The organism is Maribacter sp. Asnod1-A12 (assembly GCF_045063735.1).
In the GTDB taxonomy this organism is placed as follows: Bacteria; Bacteroidota; Bacteroidia; order Flavobacteriales; family Flavobacteriaceae; genus Maribacter.
Map to the genome: position 1 here is coordinate 3,666,717 of NZ_JBEFNZ010000006.1, position 25,249 is coordinate 3,691,965.

General features: G+C 34.1%; 16 protein-coding genes. 6 read left to right on the forward strand and 10 right to left on the reverse strand.

Translation table 11 applies throughout. The features are described from left to right. Positions 1–526: 526 nt before the first annotated feature. Positions 527–958 carry a hypothetical protein gene (locus ACJJVP_RS15905; protein WP_405415140.1) on the forward strand — a complete coding sequence of 144 codons (432 nt, stop codon included), beginning with the start codon at positions 527–529 and terminating at the stop codon, positions 956–958. 673 nt (positions 959–1,631) lie between these two features. Here ACJJVP_RS15905 and ACJJVP_RS15910 read toward each other — a convergent pair. Both ACJJVP_RS15910 and ACJJVP_RS15915 read right to left on the reverse strand, forming a co-directional pair. Next, positions 1,632–2,309, reverse strand: coding sequence for a response regulator transcription factor (locus ACJJVP_RS15910; protein WP_405415141.1), 678 nt, complete (start codon positions 2,307–2,309; stop codon positions 1,632–1,634). 6 nt (positions 2,310–2,315) lie between these two features. Next, positions 2,316–5,348 (reverse strand): histidine kinase dimerization/phosphoacceptor domain -containing protein, encoded by a 3,033-nt coding sequence (locus tag ACJJVP_RS15915; RefSeq protein WP_405415143.1) that lies wholly within the window; start codon positions 5,346–5,348, stop codon positions 2,316–2,318. Positions 5,349–5,662: 314 nt separating this feature from the next. Here ACJJVP_RS15915 and ACJJVP_RS15920 point away from each other — a divergent pair, with 314 nt between their 5' ends. The 5 genes from ACJJVP_RS15920 to ACJJVP_RS15940 all read left to right on the forward strand — a co-directional run bounded on the left by ACJJVP_RS15920 (position 5,663) and on the right by ACJJVP_RS15940 (position 15,783). Beyond that, on the forward strand, positions 5,663–8,584 hold the full coding sequence (locus tag ACJJVP_RS15920) for a leucine-rich repeat protein (protein ID WP_405415145.1): 2,922 nt from the start codon (positions 5,663–5,665) through the stop codon (positions 8,582–8,584). A gap of 43 nt (positions 8,585–8,627) precedes the next feature. Then, positions 8,628–9,506 carry a type IX secretion system membrane protein PorP/SprF gene (locus tag ACJJVP_RS15925; RefSeq protein WP_405415148.1) on the forward strand — a complete coding sequence of 293 codons (879 nt, stop codon included), beginning with the start codon at positions 8,628–8,630 and terminating at the stop codon, positions 9,504–9,506. Positions 9,507–11,271: 1,765 nt separating this feature from the next. Next, positions 11,272–12,528 (forward strand): NRAMP family divalent metal transporter, encoded by a 1,257-nt coding sequence (locus tag ACJJVP_RS15930; RefSeq protein ID WP_405415150.1) that lies wholly within the window; start codon positions 11,272–11,274, stop codon positions 12,526–12,528. A gap of 20 nt (positions 12,529–12,548) precedes the next feature. After that, positions 12,549–14,546 (forward strand): DUF4962 domain-containing protein, encoded by a 1,998-nt coding sequence (locus tag ACJJVP_RS15935; protein ID WP_405415152.1) that lies wholly within the window; start codon positions 12,549–12,551, stop codon positions 14,544–14,546. Between the two features lie 229 nt (positions 14,547–14,775). Continuing rightward, complete coding sequence (locus ACJJVP_RS15940) at positions 14,776–15,783, forward strand: hypothetical protein (RefSeq protein ID WP_405415155.1); 1,008 nt, start codon at positions 14,776–14,778, stop codon at positions 15,781–15,783. Between the two features lie 187 nt (positions 15,784–15,970). Here the strand turns inward: ACJJVP_RS15940 and ACJJVP_RS15945 are convergent, their stop codons facing one another. From ACJJVP_RS15945 to ACJJVP_RS15980, 8 genes are all read right to left on the reverse strand, one after another. Then, complete coding sequence (locus tag ACJJVP_RS15945; protein WP_405415157.1) at positions 15,971–16,762, reverse strand: aspartate dehydrogenase domain-containing protein; 792 nt, start codon at positions 16,760–16,762, stop codon at positions 15,971–15,973. Between the two features lie 118 nt (positions 16,763–16,880). Then, a complete protein-coding gene (locus tag ACJJVP_RS15950; protein WP_405415159.1) occupies positions 16,881–18,332 on the reverse strand; it encodes an SLC13 family permease in 1,452 nt (483 codons plus the stop codon). A gap of 2 nt (positions 18,333–18,334) precedes the next feature. Continuing rightward, the gene (locus ACJJVP_RS15955) at positions 18,335–19,144 is read right to left on the reverse strand and encodes an aspartate/glutamate racemase family protein (protein ID WP_405415161.1); all 810 of its coding nucleotides are present in this window, start codon (positions 19,142–19,144) and stop codon (positions 18,335–18,337) included. Between the two features lie 26 nt (positions 19,145–19,170). After that, positions 19,171–20,064: a BPSS1187 family protein gene (locus ACJJVP_RS15960; RefSeq protein ID WP_405415164.1), complete on the reverse strand. Its 894-nt coding sequence runs from the start codon at positions 20,062–20,064 to the stop codon at positions 19,171–19,173. Positions 20,065–20,076: 12 nt separating this feature from the next. Then, positions 20,077–20,940: a creatininase family protein gene (locus tag ACJJVP_RS15965; RefSeq protein WP_405415166.1), complete on the reverse strand. Its 864-nt coding sequence runs from the start codon at positions 20,938–20,940 to the stop codon at positions 20,077–20,079. 49 nt (positions 20,941–20,989) lie between these two features. Then, positions 20,990–21,874: an MBL fold metallo-hydrolase gene (locus ACJJVP_RS15970; protein WP_405415168.1), complete on the reverse strand. Its 885-nt coding sequence runs from the start codon at positions 21,872–21,874 to the stop codon at positions 20,990–20,992. 156 nt (positions 21,875–22,030) lie between these two features. Beyond that, entirely contained in the window at positions 22,031–24,073 is a 2,043-nt protein-coding gene (locus ACJJVP_RS15975) for an amidohydrolase family protein (RefSeq protein ID WP_405415169.1), read from the reverse strand. 48 nt (positions 24,074–24,121) lie between these two features. Next, complete coding sequence (locus ACJJVP_RS15980; RefSeq protein WP_405415171.1) at positions 24,122–25,243, reverse strand: FG-GAP repeat domain-containing protein; 1,122 nt, start codon at positions 25,241–25,243, stop codon at positions 24,122–24,124. Between the last annotated feature and the right edge of the window lie 6 nt (positions 25,244–25,249).

A 25,249-nucleotide genomic window follows, 5' to 3' on the forward strand; every position in this document is an offset into this window, starting at 1 on the left:
TATGTTAAAGGTTTATTCCGCAAATGAACTTGCATCTTAAGTATTTACGGGTACATACTTATCTACTATATGCTCGGTAATCACTTTTAAGGTTTTTCCTTTAACAGGATGTAATCCTGGCGCAGTATAAAATTCAATCCTATTTCGAAAATTGAGAATAACCTTACTGATGATTGGTTTGAAACAATTTTGAAAGTTTTCAGAGCATTAAATGCTAAGATTAATTTCAACGTTGAGTTACTGAATCAAAATCTGAACGTTACATTGTTTACGTAAAGCACTAAGTACAACAACACCTATAAACAATTCGAGCTTCGGGCTTAATCGAAAGGTCTGTGTATATTTATTAAGTTCGCAAAATCTTTTGGATTTTGCTTTCGAACAAAAAAAGAAAAAACAAAACCAAAAGATTTCGCTATGTGCGTGGCGGAAAGCAAACGCTAGATTGCTCCCGTACTGTTCATAGCTCAACCGTTATGTGCAAGCTGAAAAAAAATATGAACTAAAAATAAACATCTGATTACTGATGAACTTGAAACCGATTTTTGTCATAAAAAATAGCGGATATTACGCAGGAGTTGACGAAAATGGTGATTGGTATTCCGACACAGCTGAAGGACTTAAATCTGTCAATGAAAATGGCGGAATTGGAATTCTTCCAATTTTGGAAATGAATCGGAAAGACTTTGACATTTATCTGACTGAAAAAATAGCTCAATCGGAATTAAAATCTAATATTAAAGTCTCTGAATTGACCATTAAAATAATTACTTTGAGTTTTGACGTTTCGACATATTGGGCAGAATTAGGAATTGAATGGCTAAACGAAAAAGAGATTAATTCAGATTTAAAAAACATACTAAATAAGCTGATAGAAACAAAACAATACAGTCCAAAGTTCAGACAAAAAGCTTTGGCGAAAATTAAAAAATACGAAAGAATAAAAACCTGCACCTAACAAAGAACTGTGGTGAAAAACATTCAAATTATTTCATTGAAATATATTATTATATCACAATCTTTGTGAATTTCTCCTACATTATAAAAAATCACCAAACATATTATAATAATTTGTTATTGTAAAAATTTTATTTTATTACCAAATTTGTAAGCTGCTGTAATTAGATTTTGACATTATAATTGTATAATCATAAGTAAAAACAAAATTGAACACCAATTTCTAACAAAGCAACTCTCAACTACCTATAAATAGGCATTTGAGTATTTAAATGGGGAATTCTCTACCAGACTTCGCCAACCATAACTCTCGAAACAGCGGTGTGCATAATAACCACAACAACCGGCTTCATATGCTACCGTGTCTCCATATTCCTTGAATATATTTTGAAATATAGCTATCCAATTGCTTTGCATCGGGCGACATATTGAAAGATTTGCCCGCAAATAGATTCGTTGCACAATATACTTTCCAACTTCATTTATATATAACTTCGGGCAAGCAGTTTGTTGAGTATTTCTATCTTGCTGCTTTATCATCGATGCTAAACTTAATTTAGACTTTATAGTGAAACCAAAAGGTCTGTGTATACCTGCCTGCAGGCAGGTTTATAATGTCGCTAAATCTTATGGGTTTAGCTTTAGCCAAGAAAAAATAAAACCATACAAAATTCTCAGCGATGCATCGATTTAGAAATCTCTTCCAATACCTCTTTTACATAGGTTTTTGATATTGGAATGTTATTATTAGCAATTATAATCTTCTTTTTATCAAAAGCAGTTATGTGGTTTTTATTGATAATATATGAACGGTGAACCTGTAAAAAAGAGTTAGAATTTACTTGATTCAAAAATTCCGAAATACTAGAACGAATCAATTTTACAGAATCCTTTAAATGCAACGTTAAATATTGATCATCTTTTTTTGCAAATAAGATCATCTCCTCTAGAATTACACTGTTTTTATTTTTTTCTTTTATAATGATTTGGGTGGTATTTTGTATGGCATTAACAGCCAATTCTACAGCAATGTATAAGTCATTTGTATTAAACGGCTTAACTAAATAGCTAATAGGTTTTGTAATTATCGCTTTTTTTATGGTTTCCGTATCACCAAATGCGGTCAAATATATGAACGGAATCGTTAATTGATTTCCCAACCAAATACCGGTTTTATTCCCATCTACCCTAATATCTATTATAGCAATATCTGGTTTTAATGCATGGATCTCCATTAATGCAGTTTCTGCATCTGTTGCCATACCACATATTTCAAACTTTAAACTTTCTAATGTTTGTTTCAATAGCTCTTGAGTGATAATCTCATCTTCTAAAACGTAAATTTTAACCATGTTTATCTAAGAGAAAATTAATGTGCACATAAAACCCTTGGAATTATCGATTTTCAAATCCCCTTTTAATTGTGTGGTCATCATATCTACGATTTTCATTCCCATAGAATCTTTTTTAAATCCCTTCTCTTTAAAGTTACCATTGTCAAAATATTTAAACTCATATTTAGTTTCGCACTTAATAAAATATATATGTATCTCCGGTTGTTCTTCATCAGAAAACGCGTGTTTGTGAGAATTGCTTATTAATTCATTCAACAAAAGAGAAAGTGGTGTGGCCTTATCTATAGGTAACATAGAACCATCAAAATTCAAAGTATAACCTACCTTTAACGGAAATAAAATTTGATAGTATCTTATAATATTGTCTACGTTCTCTTTAAAAGATAATGTTTCAAAACTATCAGAATTATAAAGTAAATTATGAATACCTGCTATTGATTCTATTCTACTTTGACTATCCTGTAATTTTAACTTTAATTCTTCGTTAGCACTGTTAATAACTTGAAGACCCAATAAGCCAGATACAATTTGGAGATTGTTTTTAATTCGGTGATGAATTTCTAACATCATCGAAGTTTTAATTTTAGATTCGTTCAATGCAATTTCATTTTTTACGAGTATTTTTTGCTTTCCCTTGTATTGATAAAAAAGATAACTAATTAAACCAAAAACTAACAGAATTAGTGCTAAAATAAACCACCAAGTCTTATAAAAAATCTTTTCGGAAATTACTCTGAGTTCAATTGTATTTCCAATTTCCTCGTCAGAAGCACTAACGGCTTGTACTTCTAAGATATATTCGCCAGGCGCCAAATTTGCAAATAAAATTTCTTTACCGGGGTAGCTTGTAAACCAATCCGAATCATTTCCTTTCTCCGACAAACGATACTTGTAACTTATATTATTACGATCTAATTGACCAAAAACGGACATTGTTGCAGAAAATCGTTGATATTCTGAAGGTAAATTAATGGTTTGGATGCTATCTAAGAATTGGGGCGATGAATGAACCTGCCATCTATTAAGTCCAGCATCAAAATATGAAACAGACGTAAATTGTGGCTGTGCATTTAACTCTATTGTACTTAAATCATTTGGGTTAAAATAACTAAGTCCCTTATAGCTTCCCATCCAAATATTTCCTTCCGGATCTCTATATGTACCGTACCTGTTGCCTTCTAATTCATAAACACCATCTTTTACGGTATACCGTACTATTTTTTGTGTAGATCGATTTACAGAAACGATTCCCGCATATGTATTCAACCACAAATTATTGTTATTATCCGTAACCATACCCACAATAGATGCTTTTAATGCGTCTTCGTATAAGAGTTTAAGTCTATTTTTATCCGAATCGTAAGTATAAATTTTACCGAATTTTGTAGCAACGAGAACACCAAAATCTTTTAGGTAATTTATAGAAAGTAAATTTTCTGCTTTTTCATTTTCAAACACATGGGTTTCAAAAGAGCCGTTCTCGTATTCAAAAATTCCGTTTGCCACTGTGGTCCCAAATAAACGAGTACCGTTTGTAGCAAACTCCCTTATTTGAACGCTCTCTGTGTTAGGAATCGTGGTATATTTTTTCTCGTTGATGCTAAATTGAGAAATGATACCCCTTTGATCGGCAGTAAAGATGGTGTCCTCTATTTTTATGATTTCCTCACCAATAATTTTTAAACTTCTATCTTTTATTACCTTATAATTTGCGTCTGTCGTATACAAATTATCAGAATCATTTATGGTAATAGTATGGTCTTCATTTACATAAATATCCCTGGAATAATTCATGGATATCTCCTTATTATCTAATGTAAATTTTATTTTCTCCTCGGTATTATCCTTAGTATTAATAGTATAAACCCCCTCTGTATCTGTTGCAACAATATATTTGTTTTCAGATAATTTTTTTATAGTCCGTATACTTTTTCCTCTAAGAAAAGTTTTTATTTTACTATTCTTAAAACTGTAAGACTCCAACGTATTTCCGTTTAAAACCACTAAATCTTCACCAAATTGGCTATAGGCAGTTTTAGAGTAATTTTTAATTTTAATTTTTAAGGTTAAATGAGGATAAAATTCATTAAGGTCATAAAATTTAACTTCGCTGTAGTCGCTTACAACCTCATTTAAAAAACCGTTTTCAAAATTATTATCAAAAACCATATCCTTTTTAGAGTCGTAAGATTCGTTGGTATTAGGTATTTCAATAAACCTTAAATTTTCTTGGTCAAACTTAAAAACGTTCTCATAGTCATCCAAGTAAAAAAAATACTCATTGTTAACCGCAAAACTATTATGGATTTCATTGGGATAAAAATTGTGCCCTTGGTTATCTATAAAATCAGTTGAGGCTATTTTCTTGGTAATCTTTCCCTGTCTATTTAAAAGTATACCCTCATTTATAAATAATAATTTTACAATAGTTGAAGCTTCAGTACTTCTAATTTCTTCCAAAAACGGATTTTTAACAGGTCCATTAAAAGGGATGGAATCTAGAATGCGTAATCCTAATCCATCCAATGCTGCACTATAAAACTTTTCTTCTGAAGTAATAATAAGTCTTGTTTCATTATTTACCTGAAATTCCTTTGAAATAATATACTTTTCACTTAAATGGTTATAGGCATCTACAGGAGTGATTTGTAAGGTATCTGTATCTATAAAAAATAGGTCTGCTCTATCATCGGTGTAATATAACTTTAGATATAGCCCCTTCTCTTTATGCTTAAAAAAGTGTCCCTCTTTTATTCTTTTATCAAAAGTATCTGGTAATGCTAGGTTAAAAAATATGGCTCCATCAAAACGCTGTATAATGATTTCTTTATCCCCAAAAACATATTCGTTAGATAGTTTATTTTCACCTAACACCCACAGCCAGCCCGTGGAATCATAAATAGAATGGTAGGGATTAGAAATTAAATACCCGTCTCTAGAAGAGTATATGCTTTTATTAATTAAGATAGAAGGTTCTTGCTGACACCATAGCAGCATACTACAAAGTACAAAAAAAGCAAAAAGTAATTTTCTCAAAATTTGGTATTAGATAGAACGGGGCAACAAATATAAAATAGCCTTTTTTTATCTGATCAAAAATAGCATATATACTGCTGCCTTTTTTCTTTAATTAAGATTCTGGTTAACCGTTCACGACAAAAACAATACCGTTCACGACATTTCTTAAAAATATGCCCAATTACGCCTCAATACCGCCAATAATACAGTACTGCGCGTCGTTAAATTCGAAAGCAAAAAAAAAAAAACAATCCGGTGGTGAAACTCAATCTAAAGAAATTTCATCAATAAAAATAACGCAATTAAAAACCATATACCACTAAATTAATATCATGAAAAAACTTACGCTTTTATTTTTTTTGTTTTGTGCTGCAATAAGCTTGGCACAAAATTTTACAGATGTCAATGGCATCGAATATCAAGTTACCTCGACAACCGCTCCTTTAACTGTTCAAGTATATAATTATACCGGAGCTAATAGTGTGTCTGTTAATATACCCGCTACTGTTATCGATAACGGAAATAGCTACAGTGTTACCGCTATCGGCAATAATGCTTTCATTTTTAAGGGATTGACCAGTGTCACCATTCCCAATAGTGTTACCACTATAGGTAATGATGCTTTCGGTTATAATCAATTGACCAGTGTCACTATTCCCAACAGTGTTACAACTATAGGGAATTATGCTTTCTATGAAAATCGATTGACCAGTATCTCCATACCCAACAGTGTTACCTCTATAGGGAATTTTGCTTTCGGTTATAACCAATTGACCAGTGTCACTATTCCCAACAGTGTTACAACTATCGGTAATGGTGCTTTCGAAAATAATCAATTGACCAGTATCTCCATACCCAACAGTGTTACCTCTATCGGTGACCGAGCTTTCTTTAATAATAAATTGACCGCTGTAGTCATACCAAACAATGTTACCGTTATCAATTTCCTTGCATTCGCTAGGAATGAATTGACAAGTGTAACCATACCCAACAGTGTTACCACTATAGGTAATAGTGCTTTCGGAGTGAATAAATTGACTAGTATCACCATACCCAACAGTGTTACCTTCATCGATAGTAATGCTTTCTATGAAAATGAATTCACCAGTTTCACCATACCCAACAATGTTACCATTATCAGTAACAGTACTTTTACTTTTAATCCGTTGACCAATGTCAACATTCACAATGGTATTACTTCTATCGGTGAATTGGCTTTTCAAGATACTCAGTTAACCAGTGTTACCATACCTAGCAGTGTTACCGCTATCGGCGGCGAAGTTTTCTATAATACTCCATTGAACGAAATAACATCGTTGAGTAAAACACCGGCCATCCTACCCGCCGATGCATTTGAAGGTAATAATAGTTCTGACAGACGACCCGACATTGATTTAATAATACCTTTTGGATCAGAAGCTGCTTATGTAAATGCAGGTTGGACAGGCTTCAAAAGCATTACCACTTTGGCAACCATTAACAATGTCACATCGTCCATCGCTGATAACATCTACGGCATCGGTACAATTATACCTATCCAAATCACCTTTGATGAAGCCGTTACGGTTACCGGTATACCCCAACTTACTTTAGAGACCGGGGCAACCGACCAGGTTGTTGATTATACCAGTGGATCAGGCACCACTACCCTATCTTTTGACTACACCATACAAGGAGGCAATATAAGCGCGGACCTGGATTATGTTTCAGCAACGGCCCTAGCTCTCAATGGCGGAACAATAAAAAATGGTGATGGTAACGCCGCTTTTCTAAACTTACCTGAACCTGGAGAAGCAAATACTCTAGGTACCAACAAAGCCTTGGTTATAGATGGTGTAGCACCGTTGATTACCTTAACGGGAGACGCCCCACAGACTATTGAGCAAGGAGCTGGCTATTCGGAATTAGGGGCAACGACTAATGATGGTTCAATCGTAACCATAGACGCCAGTGCTTTCGTAGATGCCGTAGGGAATTATAGCATTACTTATAATGCTACTGATGCTTCAGGAAATAATGCAACAGAAGTCATTAGAACGGTAAACGTGGTGGACACGGCAGCACCGTTAATTACTTTAATAGGAGCCGACCCACAGACTATTGAGCAGGGAGCTGGATATTCTGAATTAGGTGCAACTGCAAATGATGGTTCAACCATAACTATAGATGTAACCGCATTCGTAGACGAAGTAGGAAATTATAGCATTACTTATAATGCCACAGATGCCTCAGGAAATGCTGCAACGGAAGTAGTTAGAACAGTAAATGTTGTAGATACTACCGCACCAGTAATAACTCTAACAGGAGACAATCCACAAATTATAGAGCTAGCAGCAGGTTATTCTGAATTAGGTGCTACAACTAACGATGGTTCAACAGTAACTATAGATGCAAGTGCATTCGTAGATGAAGTAGGAAATTATAGCATTACTTATAATGCCACTGACGCCTCAGGAAATGATGCAACGGAAGTCATTAGAACAGTAAATGTTGTAGACACCACCGCCCCTATTATAACTCTAACAGGAGATAATCCACAAACTATAGAGCTAGGAGCAGGTTATATAGAGTTAGGCGCTACAGCTAACGATGGTTCAACCGTAACTATAGATACAAGCGCATTCGTAGATGAAATAGGAAATTATAGCATTACTTACAACGCCACAGATGCCGTAGGAAATGCTGCAACGGAAATAACAAGAACAGTGAATGTAGTAGATACCACCGCCCCTATTATAACTCTAACAGGAGACAATCCACAAACTATAGAGCTAGGAGCAGGTTATACAGAATTAGGTGCTACTGCAAATGATGGTTCAACCGTAACTATAGATGCAACTACATTTGTTGATGCTGTAGGAAGTTATAGTATTACCTACAATGCAACAAGTGCCTCTGGAAATAATGCAATAGAGGTTATTAGAACAGTAATCGTGGTAGATAACACGGTACAAGCACAAAATAACGCTATCAACGTACCAAAGGGGTTCTCGCCAAATGGTGATGGTATCAACGATACATGGGTCATTGCCAACCTTGATGCTTATCCCGGCCACATCGTACACCTTTACAACCGTGTTGGAAGTGAAGTATTCACCGCTGAGAATTACAGCAACAACTGGGGCGGTATCTCTAATGGCAAGCAAGTCTTTGGAGGCTCCGATAAACTACCCGCTGGTCCGTACTACTATGTAATAGAGACAGGGTCGCAGAACGAGGCTGCCAAAACCGGTTGGATATACATCAACTATTAAAACCAAAATCACGTTCAAAAAATTCCAAACCAAAAAATAATTCATGAAACAAATCATATCATTTTTAACCTTGGCCGCCCTTTTTATCACAACAGGTAGCCTTGCACAACAAGATCCGCATTTTACGTTATACCGCTATAATATGAGTATCATCAACCCCGCCTATGCAGGTACTAACGGGACGGTTGATGCACTTCTGGGAGTACGTAGCCAATGGTCGGGTGTACAAGACGGACCAGAGACCCAGACATTTAACCTGAACGCACCACTTGGTAACAACATTGGTATGGGAATCAGCGTAGTGAACGACAAGGTTTTTGTATTGAGTGAGACCCATCTTTATGCTGATTTCAGCTACAGGTTACAACTATCCGAAACCCTAGACCTTTATGCAGGACTTAAGGCGGGCGGTACGTTTTTAAACGTAAACCTAAGCGAAACGGGTATCATGAACGATCCTCTTTTCACGGGTGACGTAAGCAGGTTCAACCCTAATGTGGGAGTGGGTCTTTACCTGAAAGCTAAAAAATACTATGTTACTCTATCTGCTCCAGGAGTATTGGCAAACGACCGTTACGAAAAGGATGGTGCCGACCCGGTAGCGGCCAGTGACGACCTCGCGGCCTTCGTAGGCGGAGGTTATTATTTTAATCTATCTAATCGCTTACAGCTACATCCGTCCATACTTGGAAGGTTTGTAAGTGGGGCACCGCTATCCATAGACTTAACCGGTTCTCTTCTCCTTGATAATGCATTTGAACTTGGAACCAACTACAGAATTGATGAGAGCATAGCAATTTTCACAACTATTGGTTTAGCAAACAATACTATCAATTTTGGATACGCCTATGAATTTGGAACCTCCCCAATTGGAGAATACAACAACGGCACTCATGAATTAATTTTGAAATTTAGGTTGTAATACCATAATATACAGGATATCATTTCCTCTAAATGCAGTAAAAATTCAGAAAGCAGTCGAAGAATAACATTTGTAAAAAAAGAATAAAATACACCTTAACCTTTAATTCAATTAGATCAAATGACATCCTATATATTGTTAAATTGCAATTGTATTCTATTTATATTAATTGTGAACACGAAACTGAACACGTTTTATTAGCAAAGCATCTCGAAACCGCCTATAAATAGGCATTTGAAGATTTAAATGGGAAATTCATAACCCGGAGGTCGGGGGATTGTGCCCCCTCTCGCTACATAAAAAAAGGCACATTATAAACGGTTTAGCGAAAGTTAGACCGTTTTTTTATATCTACATTTTTTAGAAATTATATTTTGAAGACTACATATATATGTTTTCAATTTATTAGACGAAATTTACTTTCAAAACCTACCTTACGAGCAGGCAAAAGGCTCTAGCTTATAAACTAGATAGAAAAAAAATATTTATAAGCCCAACTTACCCAAACCTAGATTTATATATAGAGTTTTTACTTTACAAATACTGCCTATTAATAGCATGAAATTTAATACACCTAACTTACTTGATACCAAGAAAGAAATCATAATTTTAAATATTAATTTTATTTACACACACTAAGACATCTTGTATGTGCCAAATTTCGTCCTTCACAATAAAAGATATACTCAATTCGTTAATAATTAAGTGATTTCTTACTCAATATCCTTAGAAAGAAAACAATATGAGATTTAAATTTTTAGAGTTATTACAAAATAAAGAATTGGTTATCGAAGGTTCTTTAAATTCAATTAGTAGCAATACTAATGTCGAATATACAAATGTAACCCTTTCGAAGTCAGACAGAATTAACTCAAACATAGGAAATACTAAATTCGAAAAAAATCCGAAAACCCGTGGGTTTATAGCTTGGCTAGTCAGTGACCCTACTGATGCCAGACTTAGGTATAGAAGATAAGTAAATTAATACCACCTTATTTATATTCGAATAAAAAAACCTAATATGGTTATTGAAAATTTTTGAATTCCATGGTATTCAAAAATTAATAAATAATTACAACTTCTGCGAATAAAAACCTCACAAACACATTTCTTCTAAGGCACAACTCTATTGATTAAGAGGAAAAAATAAGTAAAAACTGAAGTTTAAATTGCAGATCTTCAACTAAAATAGAACTAGAAAAATTATATAATCGTTTTAAAATAAAATGGTAGCCTAATTTTACCATTTAGACCAGAGGAAACGTCGATTGTATAAATTAGTATCTATAAAACGTATAAAATTGGCCTAGGAAATTTCAATATTCAGGATGGTTTTTTCGATATTAAATAAGGCTTCGTGCCCAGAAATTTTATGCATTTAAAGGAAATAACTAACAAGGTTTCCATTTTAAGTAAAGCCACAAAAATTAAAAAAAATAATCATTCACACTATCATAAAATTCTAAAGACTTCCAAAAACTCAAAAAAATTATTTCCCTTTTCACAATGTCCTTTTTAAAAAAAAAATCATGTAATTGTAAACGAATAGTTTCAATCTCTACTTTATTCTAATACCCAAGAATTTATATCAGCATATAATTTATTGATGTAAATTATTCATATTTGTTTAGTTTTTATACCATTACAAGATTGTTTATCTATTTCAAATATCTGAAGATTAAAATCAAAAGAGATCTGTATATTTACCAAATCAACACCTATTTAATAATCAAATTTTGAATTAAGTAAATTTTTAAGAGTTATAATGCATAAAATAAAATCTCTTTTAAAAAATCTTGGTCCAGGATTATTGTTTGCCAGTATGGCAATTGGAACATCACATTTAGTACTATCTACAAAAGCAGGAGCTAAATATGGTTGGATTATGGTTATCCCTATTATTCTTGCTAATGTTTTAAAATATCCATTTTTTGAATTTGGTATTAGATATACCAATGTAACAGGAAAAAGTATTATCGAAGGCTATCGTAATAGAGGCAAAGGCTATTTATGGCTTTATGCTTTTATAACCCTAGCTACTAGTTTTGCAAGTCCTGCAGCTCTTTGCGCTGTAACTGCCGGACTTTTAATAAATATTTTGGAAATTCATAGCGTTTCATTAATTACAGTAGCGACATGTTTATTTGTTTTTAATAGTATTGTTTTGATTATAGGAAAATATAAACTTTTAGAAACTACGTTAAAATTTGTCATTCCTACCTTATTCGTTGCTTTACTAGTTACTACTTTTTTGGTTATCAATAAAGGCACTGTACCACCAGTTGCAAATTTTCAAGTACCTAAGCTTTTTGATGAACTTGGTATTCTATTCTTAATAACTTTAATTGGGTGGATGCCTACTGCAGTAGAAGCTAGTAGTTGGTTAAGTTTATGGACTGTTGAAAAATATAAAATCAATAAAAATAAGCCACCATTAAAAGAAGCATTGCAAGAATTTAATTTCGGCTATATCGTAACTTCTATTTTGGCTATTTTCTTTTTAACCATAGGTTGTATGACACTTTATGGAACAGGAACAGAGCTAAGTGGAAAAGCCGTAGTGTTCGCCGATCAGGTAATTAATATGTTCACCACCCATACGGGAAATTGGGCGTATATATTTATAGCAGTTTCAGCATTTGCAACGATGTACAGTACCTGTTTAACGAATCATGATGCCACTGCTAGAGTAAGTATCGATGTAATTGCAAAACTTTCGAATAACAACCCGAAATATGATCACAGAAATTATTATTCAGCAGCAATTATACTATTGGCTATAATGAGTGTGATCGTTTTATATGCTTTTAGCGCAAATATGGGCATAATTTTAGCCATTGCTACGGCTACATCGTTTGTCTTAGCACCCTTGGTCGGCTACATGAATTTAAAAAATGTAACAAGTAAAGATATACCGGTAAAAGACCAGCCAAAAAAAGGCTTACAATTATTGACCTATGCAGGTATATTTTTCTTGTCATTTTTAGCAGTTTGTTACGGCTTTACCATTTTATTAAAATAATTAAGAATTTATTAGACATCATGTATAAAACAAAAATCGTTTTTCTTAGCATAGCAGTTAATCTATTGTTCAGTAGTATTTGTTTTGCTCAAGACACTCAAGAATTAGAAGCCGAAAGGGCGGTAAGTAATAAAATAAAAGGAGAACATCCACTTATCAATTTAATGAAAACCAAAAACGTTACATTAAAAAAAGAATTGCAGGGCATACACCCAAGAGTCTTTCTAACACAAGAAGAAATAGACGTTTTAAAAGAAAAAACTAAAACAGAAAAAGAGTTGTGGCAAACAGCACTTTCTAGAGTTAGAGCCATGACCGTTGCCCCTACTCCTGCCCCTGCACAAGCACGTAGAGTTCAAAACCCCGTAGGTTTGGGTATAGCTGAAGCTGCGTTGGCATTCAAAATAACAGGAGATCAGAAATATTTAAAAGCAGCTAAAAAATATATGGATGCAGCAGTCTCCTATGAAGTTTGGGGCTATGCTTATAACAAACCAAATGTAGATTTAGCAGCAGGTCATTTATTGTACGGTTTAGGTTGGGGCTATGATTTGCTATATCATGATCTTACCAAAGAAGAACGCGAAAAATATAAAGCCAAATTAATTAAACAGGCTAGGTTGTTGTATGATTTTTATAAACCGACTGAAGGTAAAACATATGCTTACAGCCAAAATCATACGTTTATTCCCATGTCAGGTTTAGCCGTTACTGCTTATGCATTAGCAGACGAAGTACCAGAAGCAAAAGATTGGGCAGCTTTACCAAGAGCTATTTTTGAAGGTGTATTGGCAACATATTCAGAAGACGGATTTTATTATGAAGGTGTTGAATATTGGATTTTTTCTACCCCATGGCTGGTCCATTACCTAGACCTTCAGTTACACGCCACAGGAGAAGACTTATATGATAAAGTACCCGGTTTCAAATTAATGCATAAATATGTTGCCCATACCAATTTACCGGGAGCAGATTTTCATTTTGATTATGGTGATACCTATACCGGAAATCTTACCCGATCTAAAAAAGCAGAAGATTACCATAGAGAGCGTATAAACGGTCATTTTCAGAGCAGTTATAATGTCTTGTATCAATTAGCAAATAAATACAATATTGGTGAAGCCCAAGGTGTTGCAGATTGGTTAAAGTCAAAAGGTCAAGTAAGTGCCGAAGAGATGTGGACATTCATTTGGTACGATTCCTCTATTGAATCAATTCCAATCGAAGAACAACAAGCATGGCATTATTTCCCCGACCACGATGTAGTTTTTTGGCGTTCTAGCTGGGAAGATGACGCTACGGCTTTTTCCTTTAAATGCGGACCCTCTGAAGGGCATTCTGTATTAGAAAAACAAAAATTATTTCCTGAATGGCGATTATCTAGCGGTCATGCACACCCAGATGCGGGAAGTTATATTATTTGGGCAGATGGAAAATATTTAACAGGAGATTCTGGTTACGAAGGATTAACAAGAACCCAAAGCCATAACACCCTCGTATTTGATGGAAAAGGACAGAATCATGAAGGTGAAGGACATGATGTTTTTTATGGTATTCCCTATGAGCGCATCAACGAAATTAAAATTACCGAGGTTAATATGGATGCAAAACAAGTAAGCATTTTAGCAGATGCAACAGCTGCCTATGAACCAGAAGTTGGTGTTAAAAAATTTATTCGAAAATTTGAATTTCAAGCTCCGGGTACTTTTACCATTACAGATACTGTAGCAACGAACACACCTAAAACAATTACATCGTTCTTACATGCCGATAATACCATAAAAAAACAGTCTGAGCATAATTTTGAACTAGAGCCAGGTGAAACCAGTATTATGGCCGAAATTAAAGCACCAAAAAATGTTAAAACAAAAATCACCAATAATGTATTAGTAGCACCTGGCGACCCAGGTAGTGTAGATAAAGGGGGCGATGAAGAAAGAGGAAAAAAACTTGAGATTTCGACAACAGGTAAGGTTGCTGCCGAAACATTCATTACAAAACTGACCATTAAACAATAAAGTTATTCTTGTTTAAGCCTGAGGTTATTTTACAACAATTCAACAATCGATATTCATCATTTTTTAAAATGGTTTTAAACCAATTAAGATAGTATAGAATATGAATTTTTATGTCATTATAAGTTCACCATTTAGAGTTTTATTAGGTTTTAAAGTAGAAAATAGATGGTCAAAGAAATTGGTTATCTAGTATGGTGTTTATACCTTAGTTAGGTGTCATAATAAAAAAATGAAAGTTCCGATAATAAAATCAAGTGAATTAAAAGAAATCACTTCGTTTTTGATTGAAAAGAAGATTATTTTTCATCCAACAATATCACCAAATGGAACTCCTGATTTCTCTTCTTATAATGATAAAAGATACATTTTAATACTTGACAGAAATCTACTGGTTAGAATTTTAAGATTAGCAAATACTGGCACTTTAAAGGAAAAATTCAGTTTGAAATTAATTAACTCTCTACTAGCTTGGGCTGAATTTAATGGAATTACCGCAACTGCAGGAATGGCGCTAATGGAATATTCTTATCACAATCAAGGAGATAAGGAATCAAATATTGAGAACAATGTTTTTCTAGAAATATTCAAAAAAACTAATCTCTACGATTGGATAAATTTGGCGATGGGTAAAAAAAATACGATACCATCGATAAATTCAAATAACGATAACAAAAACGATTTTTTTGTAAAAAGTGACCATTTTAAAATGCATTATTTGGAAATGCTCAAAATGACACAATTATACTTTGACGATAATGTATCTATAGAAAACAAATTCAAACTTCTCTTAGTTTGGATTTATGATAACATCCTAATTTGTAAATACACAATTTTTTATTCTCTTTTAGTTTTTGGAAATAAGAGTAAAATATTCAAGAATCAAATTTATGATTATCAAAAATTGATTAAAATCTGTTCGAATCAGGCTTGGGATTTGACTTATTTATCAATCTGGAGCACATTATATTTTAATGAAAGTGAATCCAAAGATATTTTTTTACTTGCCACAATGGACAAAGAATTAAAAGACCTTTTTGTTATTACTCACAAAGACAATCTTGAAATATTTATCGACACTTTCGGTTCTAAACTAGGGAATAATATAATTGAAAATATTAACGAAATTCTTGTTAAAAGAGAAAAACCTGAAATAGATTCTAAGGTACTTGATAAACTGATATTAAACGAAGAGAAAAAATTACGCCACCTAACACAACCTAAACGTAATGCGGACTAAGGTGATAAATCGAAAGGTCTGTGTATATTTATAATGTCGCCAAATCTTTATGATTTAGCTTTAGACAAGAAAAAAAAGAAAAAGCGAAACCAAAAGCTTTAGCTTCGTGCGTAGACCTGCCTACCGGCAGGCAGACGGAAACGAAAAGTTTCCTTGCCTCCGCACTACGCGTAGACGAACCGTTTACTCAGTTGATTTTAATATTTGAATTCATATTTCTAAGAATACTAACTACACTTTTAACTGCTAAAAAACTTGTTTTTGGATTAGCAGGACTTGGTTTATTCTCTGTTCGCGTATAAATCTTACCAAAATCGCCCACACAAGTTATCTCGTGCATATTATTGGTAGTGTTAGGGTCTGCAATTATTTCAATTTTTAATTCTTCACATTTAGATGCAAAATAGATACTAGCAGCAACATTAATATTTTTAGGAAATTGTTTTACGGCTTCACTTACTTCACCTTCCCAAATAGTCTGAGGTGTTTTTATCGATGACAATTCGATTTTTGAGGTTTCAAAAAACGGAGCTCCCTCTAAACTTTTAGGGTGCTTTGTTGTCTTTATTTTAATTGAAGTAATTTCATCATTTACTGCTTTTATAGCATCTAAACCTGCAATGGCACCTACCGGTAAAATAAAATCACATTTTTTGAACTTATCTAAAGTTGCTTTGTTTTGATAAAGACCCCCAGTACTGATAATAATAATTTTTTTACCGATACGGTTTATTTCGTCAAATTTCAACAGTTGCGTTACAACCTCCTTGGTAGCACATTCAATAATAATGTCTACATCATTGATCAGATCAGAAGTAATTTCTTTTTTAAATACTACAGGTTGATTTGCAAAATCGCTATTCTCTTTATCAATTTGTGTTCTCGTTATAATATATTTTAACTCATAACTAGACTCATTAACAACCCATTTCGCAAGATATTTACCAATATTTCCAAAACCTATTATAGCTATTTTCATTCTGTAGATGTTATTATTTTAAGTAAAAGTTTAATTAAGAGTACGATCATGATTTCATAGTTTACATTTAAACTGCTTTTTTAAGTTACCATTCAGAAACTTTATAAAATATTCAATATTAAACAGTTGTACTTAAATCCCAAACCAACGGAAGTACAATATAAACTACTACTGTAAGTATTAAAATAGAGATAATATTTAGCCAGAAGCCTTTTTTAACCATATCCTGCATTTCAAGATAACCTGACCCAAAAACCACTGCATTAGGCGGCGTAGCCACAGGTAACATAAAAGCACAGGATGCAGCTAATGTTGCAGCGATCATTAAATAGTAAGGGTGAACTCCTAGTACTGGTGCCAATGACACTAAAACAGGTAGTAGAATTGCTGTAGTAGCTATATTTGAAGTTATTTCTGTTAGGAAATTCACTATCGTTATCAAGATCAACAATAATATAAAGAAAGGTAACACCTGTAAGGCAGATAGTTTATTTCCAATCCATAGTGCCAATCCGCTACTGTCAAATCCTAGTGCCAATGTTAAGCCTCCTCCAAATAGTAATAAAATACCCCAAGGTAATTTAACCGCATCTTCCCATTCCATCAATCTTTTGCCTTTTTGACGCGTAGGTATTAAGAATAGAACAATTACCGTACAGATGGCGATTATGGTATCGTCCATAGCAGGAATAAAACGTTGTATTAGAAACGAACGTGCTATCCATGCAAAACCCGTAGCTGCAAAAACAACCAAGACCAGTTTTTCTTCATAACCTAATTTACCAAGTTCTTTAAGTCTTAAAGCTATTTCTTTACGACCACCCGGAAATTCTTTTTGTTTAAATGTAAAAGCGAATCTAGTTAAGTAGTACCAACATAAAAACAACAGCAGTATGGCAATAGGAAAACCTAAAACAAACCATTCTGAAAATGTAATCTCTTTACCAAAGGTTGATTGCACTACTCCTGCTAAAACCAAATTTGTTGGTGTCCCAATTAATGTAGCTATACCGCCAATAGATGCGCTATATGCAATTGCCAACATTAATGCTTTTCCAAAAATTTTATTTTCATTTTTCTCTGTTTCGGGGTTATCGTTTAATTGATAAACTATAGCCATTGCAATGGGTAAAATAATTACAGCAGCTGCTGTATTGGAAATCCACATGCTTAAAAAGGCAGTTGCAAGCATAAATCCAAGAATAATATTGATCACATTGGTACCAATAAGATTAATAATTGTCAATGCTATTCTTTTATGTAAGTTCCATTTTTCAATAGCAATGGCAAGAATAAACCCTCCCATATATAAAAAGATATATTTATGACCGTAGGACATAGCGGTTTCAGACAAACTCAATCCTCCTGTTAGCGGAAACAAAATTAAAGGTAGTAATGCGGTAACATAAATAGGAATAGCCTCTGTTATCCACCAAATAGCCACCCAAGCTACAGATGCTAAAACGGCATTAGCAGTCTCAGAAAGGTCATCTGGCTTAAAAAAGAAAAGAATATAAAAGAAAACCAATGGTCCTAAAACCCTTCCTATATTTTGTTTCGAAAATTGCATAGTTATTTATTTAAGATAAAGTCGACCCCTGCCATAGAATGGATTTTGGTAGTGTCAAAAATTGAAATTTCCAAATCCTCTTGAAATATCATTAATGGAAACTCCGTACAACCCAAAACCACTCCCTCTGCTCCTTCTTCAACTGAGTTCTGTATTACGTTCAACACATATGCTTTTGAAGATTCAACGATGTTACCATAGGTAAGTTCTTCAATAATAATTCTATGAAGTTCGTCGATTACTTCTTGCTCTTGTGGAACTAAAACATCGATGCCATTATCCTTAATCCTTTTGGTTATAAAGTTTTCTTGCATACTATACTTAGTTCCCAAAAAGAGTACTTTTTTTAATTCTTGTTTATGAATGGCACTAGCAGTGGCATCTGCAATATGTATAACAGGAATGTCTAGTTTTTCTTGAACGGCATCATATACCTTATGTGGTGTGTTGGCACAAAATAATACGGACTCAGCCCCTGCTTTACTTAAGCTCAGACCCGCATTAACCAACATATGTGCTATCGAGTCCCATTTATTTTCTATTTGAAACCGATGCACTTTTGCCTGATTCATCGTATAGATTAACAATGGCGGATTTGTATTATTACCATAATGATCATTTACAGCTTGATTGATGGCACTGTAATATTCTATGGTAGAATGCCATGAGGTTCCTCCAATTAGTCCTAATACATTCATTTCTTTACTGTTTTTGGTTTGCATTTCAGATTGATCACTTTCATTTTTTTCAACTTTAGCATCATTACATGACACTAAAACCAACGCAATTAAGAAGTAGAAATATACTTTCATAAAGAATTGATTACTATTTTTAAATATTAATTACCATCACCCAGCAATGTTACCCATTGGTCTTTATAACCTAGGTTTCGTACTCCGTTAGAATGTGCTCTTTTTCCTTGTGGCACCTCTAAGTCAAAGGCATGAACATGACTATCGGGAATTTCCATTGCTTTATACGTTTCTATAATTACATTAGCTGTAGGTTCTTTAACATGATAGGTTCCGTAATATCTTTCAAGTGGTGTTTTACTATTTTTGAAATACCAGTTGGCTATTTTATTTTTTGCTGAATAATCCCATCCGCCAGAAAAATCAATTACCCTATGTACCAAATGAGTTTTTGCTATAAATGCAGACATTCCACCACCTTGAGATTGACCTGCAAGGGCAATTTCATTCCAATTAGGCTCTCCATTCTCTAGATAGCGTTCCCAATTACCAGGTTTATCATTCTCGGTAAGGTATACTAACAGTTTGGTAAGTCTATTAACAATTGCATCATACGGCATGTCTTCAATTAAGCTAAATTTAGTATCGCCATATACTCTTCTATTTCTAAAATCCTCAGCACAATCAGCGTTTTCCAATAGATTGTCGCCTTTACAAATTCGTGCAATTGCAGGTGTATTGATATAGGATAAATTAATAACCGAATAGCCTTGTTCTACAGCGGTACTGAACAAATGCATAGGTCCTTTTAAAGCAATACCATTGGTACCTGGAATAAAGAGCAATAATTTTCCTTTTGTATTATTGGTATTGTAAGCAATAAAATGCGGGGTATTGGCAGTTGTAATTCTTGAATCGGTTTTTGAAGGTTCTATTTTTAAAACCCTGGTTGACTCAGGAAACATAGTTACGTCTTGTGCCTTTATACATACAACACTTAAAAAACTTAAAACTGAAACAACGATTCTTATATTTATCATGTGATACTATTTTTAATCTTCAATTAGTTCATTCCATCTATCTATAAATTTTACACTTGCAGCAATTTGCCGTTCAATGTTTTTAGCTCCTCTTTCTAATGTAGCCTCTTTTGGATCCAACTCGCCCCAAACCCCTGTACTAGTCATTTCTTTGGTAGAGGTTTTCTTTCCGGTTTCCACTGCTTTTAAGCCCTCAGAAAGAAATAACAATTTAGCAATTGGTTCCTCATTTATAACATCCGGTAGCATTTTAGCCAAATGATTAGGCAGCGTTAATTTTGTTGCAGTAGCCTTTTCTTGTTGTACCAAACTAGGCATTAAGAATAATGAGTCTGATGTTTCACCAGTACCTGCATGACGATCTAGTTTCGTTATATTGGTAGGTGCAGCTTCTTTTAAAAACGGTTTGGTTACCACGGCATAATCAACCGCAACTGCAGCTGTTTTTTGATTTATCTGATCAACCAAAAATGTAGTTATAGCTGTATTACCACCATGAGAATTCATAAATACGAAGCGTTTAAAACCATGCTTTATTAAACTCTCTACGGTCTCCATATGTACCTTTACAATTACCTCAGCACTTAACGTTATTGAACCGGCAAATGCCATATGATATGGAGATTGGCCTGCCATTAAAACCGGCGCTACCAGAATATCTCGTTCTTGTGCAATTAGTTTGCAAAGCTCTACGCCGTTTATAAAATCCGTACCTATGGGTAAATGACTGGAATGTTGCTCTAAAGCCCCTATGGGTATGATAACCATATCTGACTTTTTCAGAAAAGCTTCCACTTCTGGTACCGTCATATGAGGTAAATAATTTTTAATCTTAGCCTCTTTCCAAAGAGGATTAGTCTTGGTGATACTCGTCATATAAATAGCATTGAATGCAAGCGGTAATTCTTTTATAATTACAGTCGCTTTATTTAATTAATATTGTTTCTAAATGAACGGGAATGATAACGTTGGCATCTGGCATTACTGCTTTCACTTCTTCTATAAAAGGCAGTACCTTTTTCTTGATCGGATCTTCTTGAGAAAAACCATAGGGTATTCTAAAATTATCCCAATGTGCAGGAATTATAGTCTTTGGGTATCCGGTTAGTTCTAAGAGCCTTTCTGTGTATTTATATACTTCCAAACGTGAAAGGTTTATTCCTGGTATTAGAACGTCAGGTTTGAGTCCGGCTACTTCTCTTTCTATAAAATTCATTGACCCTGAAGTAAGTATTTTATGCAAATCGACACGTAATAGAAACATTAAAGACCCACCCTCTACAAATTCTCCTACTTTTAAAGGGATAGTTAACTCATCCGAATCAGAATATGTTCTTGAATCAAAATAACGCTTATCCCCTAATGCCGAATGAATAGAGGGAATCACCCTAACAGAAAAATCATCGAATTGATAATCTTCTCCACCCTTTACGGTAATCAATTGCTTTTGCGGTATACCATAAGCCTTTAGAATTGTAGCTGTAGTTTCCGTTCCAATAACAACAGCGCCCGTCTTTTTAGCAATATATGGCACATCTGCTAGGTGATCAGTGTGTGAATGATGCACCAAAATATAATCTGCTTTAGTAATTACTTTATTAATAGCAACGGTATCCGGATCATAGATGTCGTCACTATTGAAAACTTTACGCTCATCTCCTTCGCCATAAAATCGTGGATTTCCTTTTAATTTCAGTCTAGATATATATGGGTCTACCAGTACAGTAAGACTGTCATTTGAAATTTCCCAGCCTGCAACACCTAGATATTTCATTTTCAATTCTTGACTCAATAAATTTTGAGCACTCATTAGAATACAACAAAAACAGATATACTTTATGAAAGTTGTTTTTAACTTGACCATATTATTTTTCTCAATTTTATATTTCTACTATACACTATATCTCTACAGCATGTGTCCTAGATGTCATGATAATGCCAAAATTAATTTTGGTGAAATTATAGTCTAGTCTCTAGTAGGTTTAAAATCGGCAGCTTCCCATAATGGTTCACTTTCATAGTAATTACCATTAGTCATCACTGCGGAAACTGACCTTAAATTGGCAATATCCGTTAACGGATTTTTGTCCAAAATGGCAATATCAGCCTCTTTGCCAATTTCTAATGTTCCTGTTTCATTTCCCTTACCCATTACAGTTGCTGGGATTATGGTTGCTGTTTGAATTGCTTCGAAAGGAGTTAATCCTCCATATTTCTGGTATGTTTCCAACTCTAAAAAATGTCCGAATCCTGGTGCAAAATTATCTGTACCAGTAACTACTGGAATTCCGGCTTTAAAAAACTTACCGATAACCTCAGCAGATTTAATAATATTTTGTTTGGACAATTCAGCACGCTTTTCATTTGCTCCACTTCTAAATCTTTTACTTTCAAAAAGCTCATAAGCCATTCTGCCGGCATCTGGCTCCAAAGTCTCCATCAGATTTCCTTTAGGTAACGTACGAATAACACCTAAACCAAGCGTAGGATCTAACACAGTACCATGTTTTAAATAGAAGGCAATCGCTTCATTTATTTGTGCATCTGTAATGTCGTTTTTTGCCATATAGAAAGCTCCCAAGTCAGATACTTTTTGATCAGGAAACAATACTGCCAATATTCTATTAGAATGGCTCAACATATCCATACCGCTTTCAACTGCCTTATTAGTACTATTTACCAAAGCTGGTACATGACCTGTTACCGTCATACCTACTTTATGAGCCTCATCTGTCAAAACCTTTAAGATTTCTGGTTCTATAGAAGTATAGATCTTAATTTGTTCGTAACCATTATCATGATATAATTTTACGACCTCTTTAGCCTCTTCAACAGATCTAGCCCTAATAATACCATTTCCTTTAGGTCCAGGTCCGTCTGTCATACCTGCCAATACGATATCTGGTCCTGTTGCACCATCTTTAGCTATAGCATCTCTAAAAGCGGTAGCGAACTCTAGCTCATTTCCATTATCTCTAATTGTTGTTACACCACCAGCTAAATAGGCAGGAGCCCATTGTACTTGATTAGAATGCGCATGCATATCCCACATACCGGGCATTAAGGTTTTTCCTGATACATCTATAACTTTAGCATTATCAGGAATGGTAATATCGGGGGAACTACCAATTGATGTTATGCGACCGTTTTCTATAATAATGGTCATATCTTTTTGTGTAGCATCTTTTAAACCATCAACAACATCACCACCTACCAAAGCAGTAATTTGTGATTCTTCACCTTTTAAGCTTTTGGTATACTCAGAAAGTTGCGCCATTTGCTCTTCTACATTTCCTCTAATAAAATATGGCTTAGCTTCCTCATATCCTTTTTTAATCAACTCTCTAATTTGAGTATTTGCCTTAACAACAGCTACCAAATTCTTAGACTTGTCTAACCAAATCGTTCTACCGCCCCAATTAATACCCTCTACAACATAACGATCAAGTGCAACATCTTTACCGGCAATCTGAACAATATCTTCTCCTTTATGCGTCAAAGAAACTTCTCCTCTTGGTAAGGTAGGTAACGCAGTAGTACCATTTTGCTTAAAGTAATAGTGGTACAACATCATTTCAATACCAGCAGGAATATTACTATTTACGGTAAAGAATGCATTCTTTTTATTGGTAGTGACAACATCAAAATGCTTTTCCCAAATGGAAACCTTATCTCCATTTATTTCCATCTTAATAATATTGGTAGTATCGTTATTAGAAATACGTCTACTAAAATAAGAAATTGGTTCTAGGTCTGTTGTCAAGTAAAGTTTTGACTCTACTCCACTAATTCTTCCTCGTTCATTTTCTCCTTGAATAGAGGTTACTATAATCGTGTCATTCTTTGTAGAAACGTTATAGGTCTCTTCTCCTATTTGAGATTGCCTACGGTAAACAAAAAATGTACCCTCATCTTCAAAATTTTCCCATTCAGAGGTTTTGGAAGTTTCAGAAGAGCACGCTGTAAGCAATGCTAATAAACTAAAAGTGATTAAATATTTTACTTTCATATTATTGTGTTAGTTGTATTCTTGTATGATTATGAAACCCTATTCCTATTATGGAAATTCAGGAGTGAATCTATTGAAGTAATAACGGTTGATCTCGTCTGAGTTACTTTCAATTATATCTAATTTATCATCGCCGTTTAAATCAAAAACCGTAATATCATAAGTACTAAACTCTTCATCTGCCAAGCTTATTTTCTCCCAGGTTTTTCCATCATTAGAATTAATAAAAACTGAATTAGATCCTCTGACATTAGCTATAATAATGTCCATATCCCCATCCTTATCCAAATCACCTAGAGCTATAGAATAAGATTTATCTTCACTAGGGTCAAATGCTATCTTACGTTGGTACGTTTGTTTTTTATCCCCAAAATAAATAACATTAGATTCCCCAATATTAGCCGTTATAATATCTAAGAAACCGTCTTTATCTATATCAGCAATAGCTACAGAACGTGTAATGTCATTACCTGTGCCATATGGCACTTTCTTAGTAAACTGTAAATTACCTTCATTCAAATACACAAAATTTGGTTGATCATCTCTGTTTGCCAGTATTAGATCAAGATTACCATCACCGTTCATATCTGCAACTTCCACATCAATTGTAGAATCTTTCTTATTTCCAAAACCTATTGATTTAGAAAAAGTTCCATCACCGTTATTCAGACATATCTCATTCTCTTTACCCCTATTGGTTATTAGAATATCCTTATCTCCGTCTTGGTCAATATCCGCAACCACTATATTCCTAGTTGGCGCATATGAAACACCAAAACTTGAAGCCCTTGTAAAGTCTCCTTTTCCATCGTTTAGAAATATGTAATTTGGTGCCATGTCGTTACCTACGGCAATATCTAAATCTCCATCACCATCAAAATCGGCAAGTTCCGTAGAATAGGTTGTTTCACTCTCTAAGCCCAAGCTTTTAGAAACTGTAAATACCCCTCTACCATTATTAACGAATATTCTGTTTTGTCCTGGCCAGTGACGACCGTTGGCGACTAAAATATCTGCATCGCCGTCATTATCTATATCGCCAACACCTACAGATGCCGTTCTCTCTTTATGCGTACCCAATATTAATCTACCACTGGTAAAAAACTCCAGTGATTGCCCATTCACAGTAGATAGCGCAAGAGAAAAAAGAAGAATTAATTTTACTTTCATTTTATA

Excerpts from the sequence above, each read along its gene's own strand:
- ACJJVP_RS15905 (WP_405415140.1), top strand. The coding sequence starts at position 527 with ATGAACTTGAAACCGATTTTTGTCATAAAAAATAGCGGATATTACGCA.
- ACJJVP_RS15910 (WP_405415141.1), bottom strand. The coding sequence starts at position 2,309 with ATGGTTAAAATTTACGTTTTAGAAGATGAGATTATCACTCAAGAGCTA.
- ACJJVP_RS15920 (WP_405415145.1), top strand. The coding sequence starts at position 5,663 with ATGAAAAAACTTACGCTTTTATTTTTTTTGTTTTGTGCTGCAATAAGC.
- ACJJVP_RS15925 (WP_405415148.1), top strand. The coding sequence starts at position 8,628 with ATGAAACAAATCATATCATTTTTAACCTTGGCCGCCCTTTTTATCACA.
- ACJJVP_RS15930 (WP_405415150.1), top strand. The coding sequence starts at position 11,272 with ATGCATAAAATAAAATCTCTTTTAAAAAATCTTGGTCCAGGATTATTG.
- ACJJVP_RS15935 (WP_405415152.1), top strand. The coding sequence starts at position 12,549 with ATGTATAAAACAAAAATCGTTTTTCTTAGCATAGCAGTTAATCTATTG.
- ACJJVP_RS15940 (WP_405415155.1), top strand. The coding sequence starts at position 14,776 with ATGAAAGTTCCGATAATAAAATCAAGTGAATTAAAAGAAATCACTTCG.
- ACJJVP_RS15945 (WP_405415157.1), bottom strand. The coding sequence starts at position 16,762 with ATGAAAATAGCTATAATAGGTTTTGGAAATATTGGTAAATATCTTGCG.
- ACJJVP_RS15950 (WP_405415159.1), bottom strand. The coding sequence starts at position 18,332 with ATGCAATTTTCGAAACAAAATATAGGAAGGGTTTTAGGACCATTGGTT.
- ACJJVP_RS15955 (WP_405415161.1), bottom strand. The coding sequence starts at position 19,144 with ATGAAAGTATATTTCTACTTCTTAATTGCGTTGGTTTTAGTGTCATGT.
- ACJJVP_RS15960 (WP_405415164.1), bottom strand. The coding sequence starts at position 20,064 with ATGATAAATATAAGAATCGTTGTTTCAGTTTTAAGTTTTTTAAGTGTT.
- ACJJVP_RS15965 (WP_405415166.1), bottom strand. The coding sequence starts at position 20,940 with ATGACGAGTATCACCAAGACTAATCCTCTTTGGAAAGAGGCTAAGATT.
- ACJJVP_RS15970 (WP_405415168.1), bottom strand. The coding sequence starts at position 21,874 with ATGAGTGCTCAAAATTTATTGAGTCAAGAATTGAAAATGAAATATCTA.
- ACJJVP_RS15975 (WP_405415169.1), bottom strand. The coding sequence starts at position 24,073 with ATGAAAGTAAAATATTTAATCACTTTTAGTTTATTAGCATTGCTTACA.
- ACJJVP_RS15980 (WP_405415171.1), bottom strand. The coding sequence starts at position 25,243 with ATGAAAGTAAAATTAATTCTTCTTTTTTCTCTTGCGCTATCTACTGTG.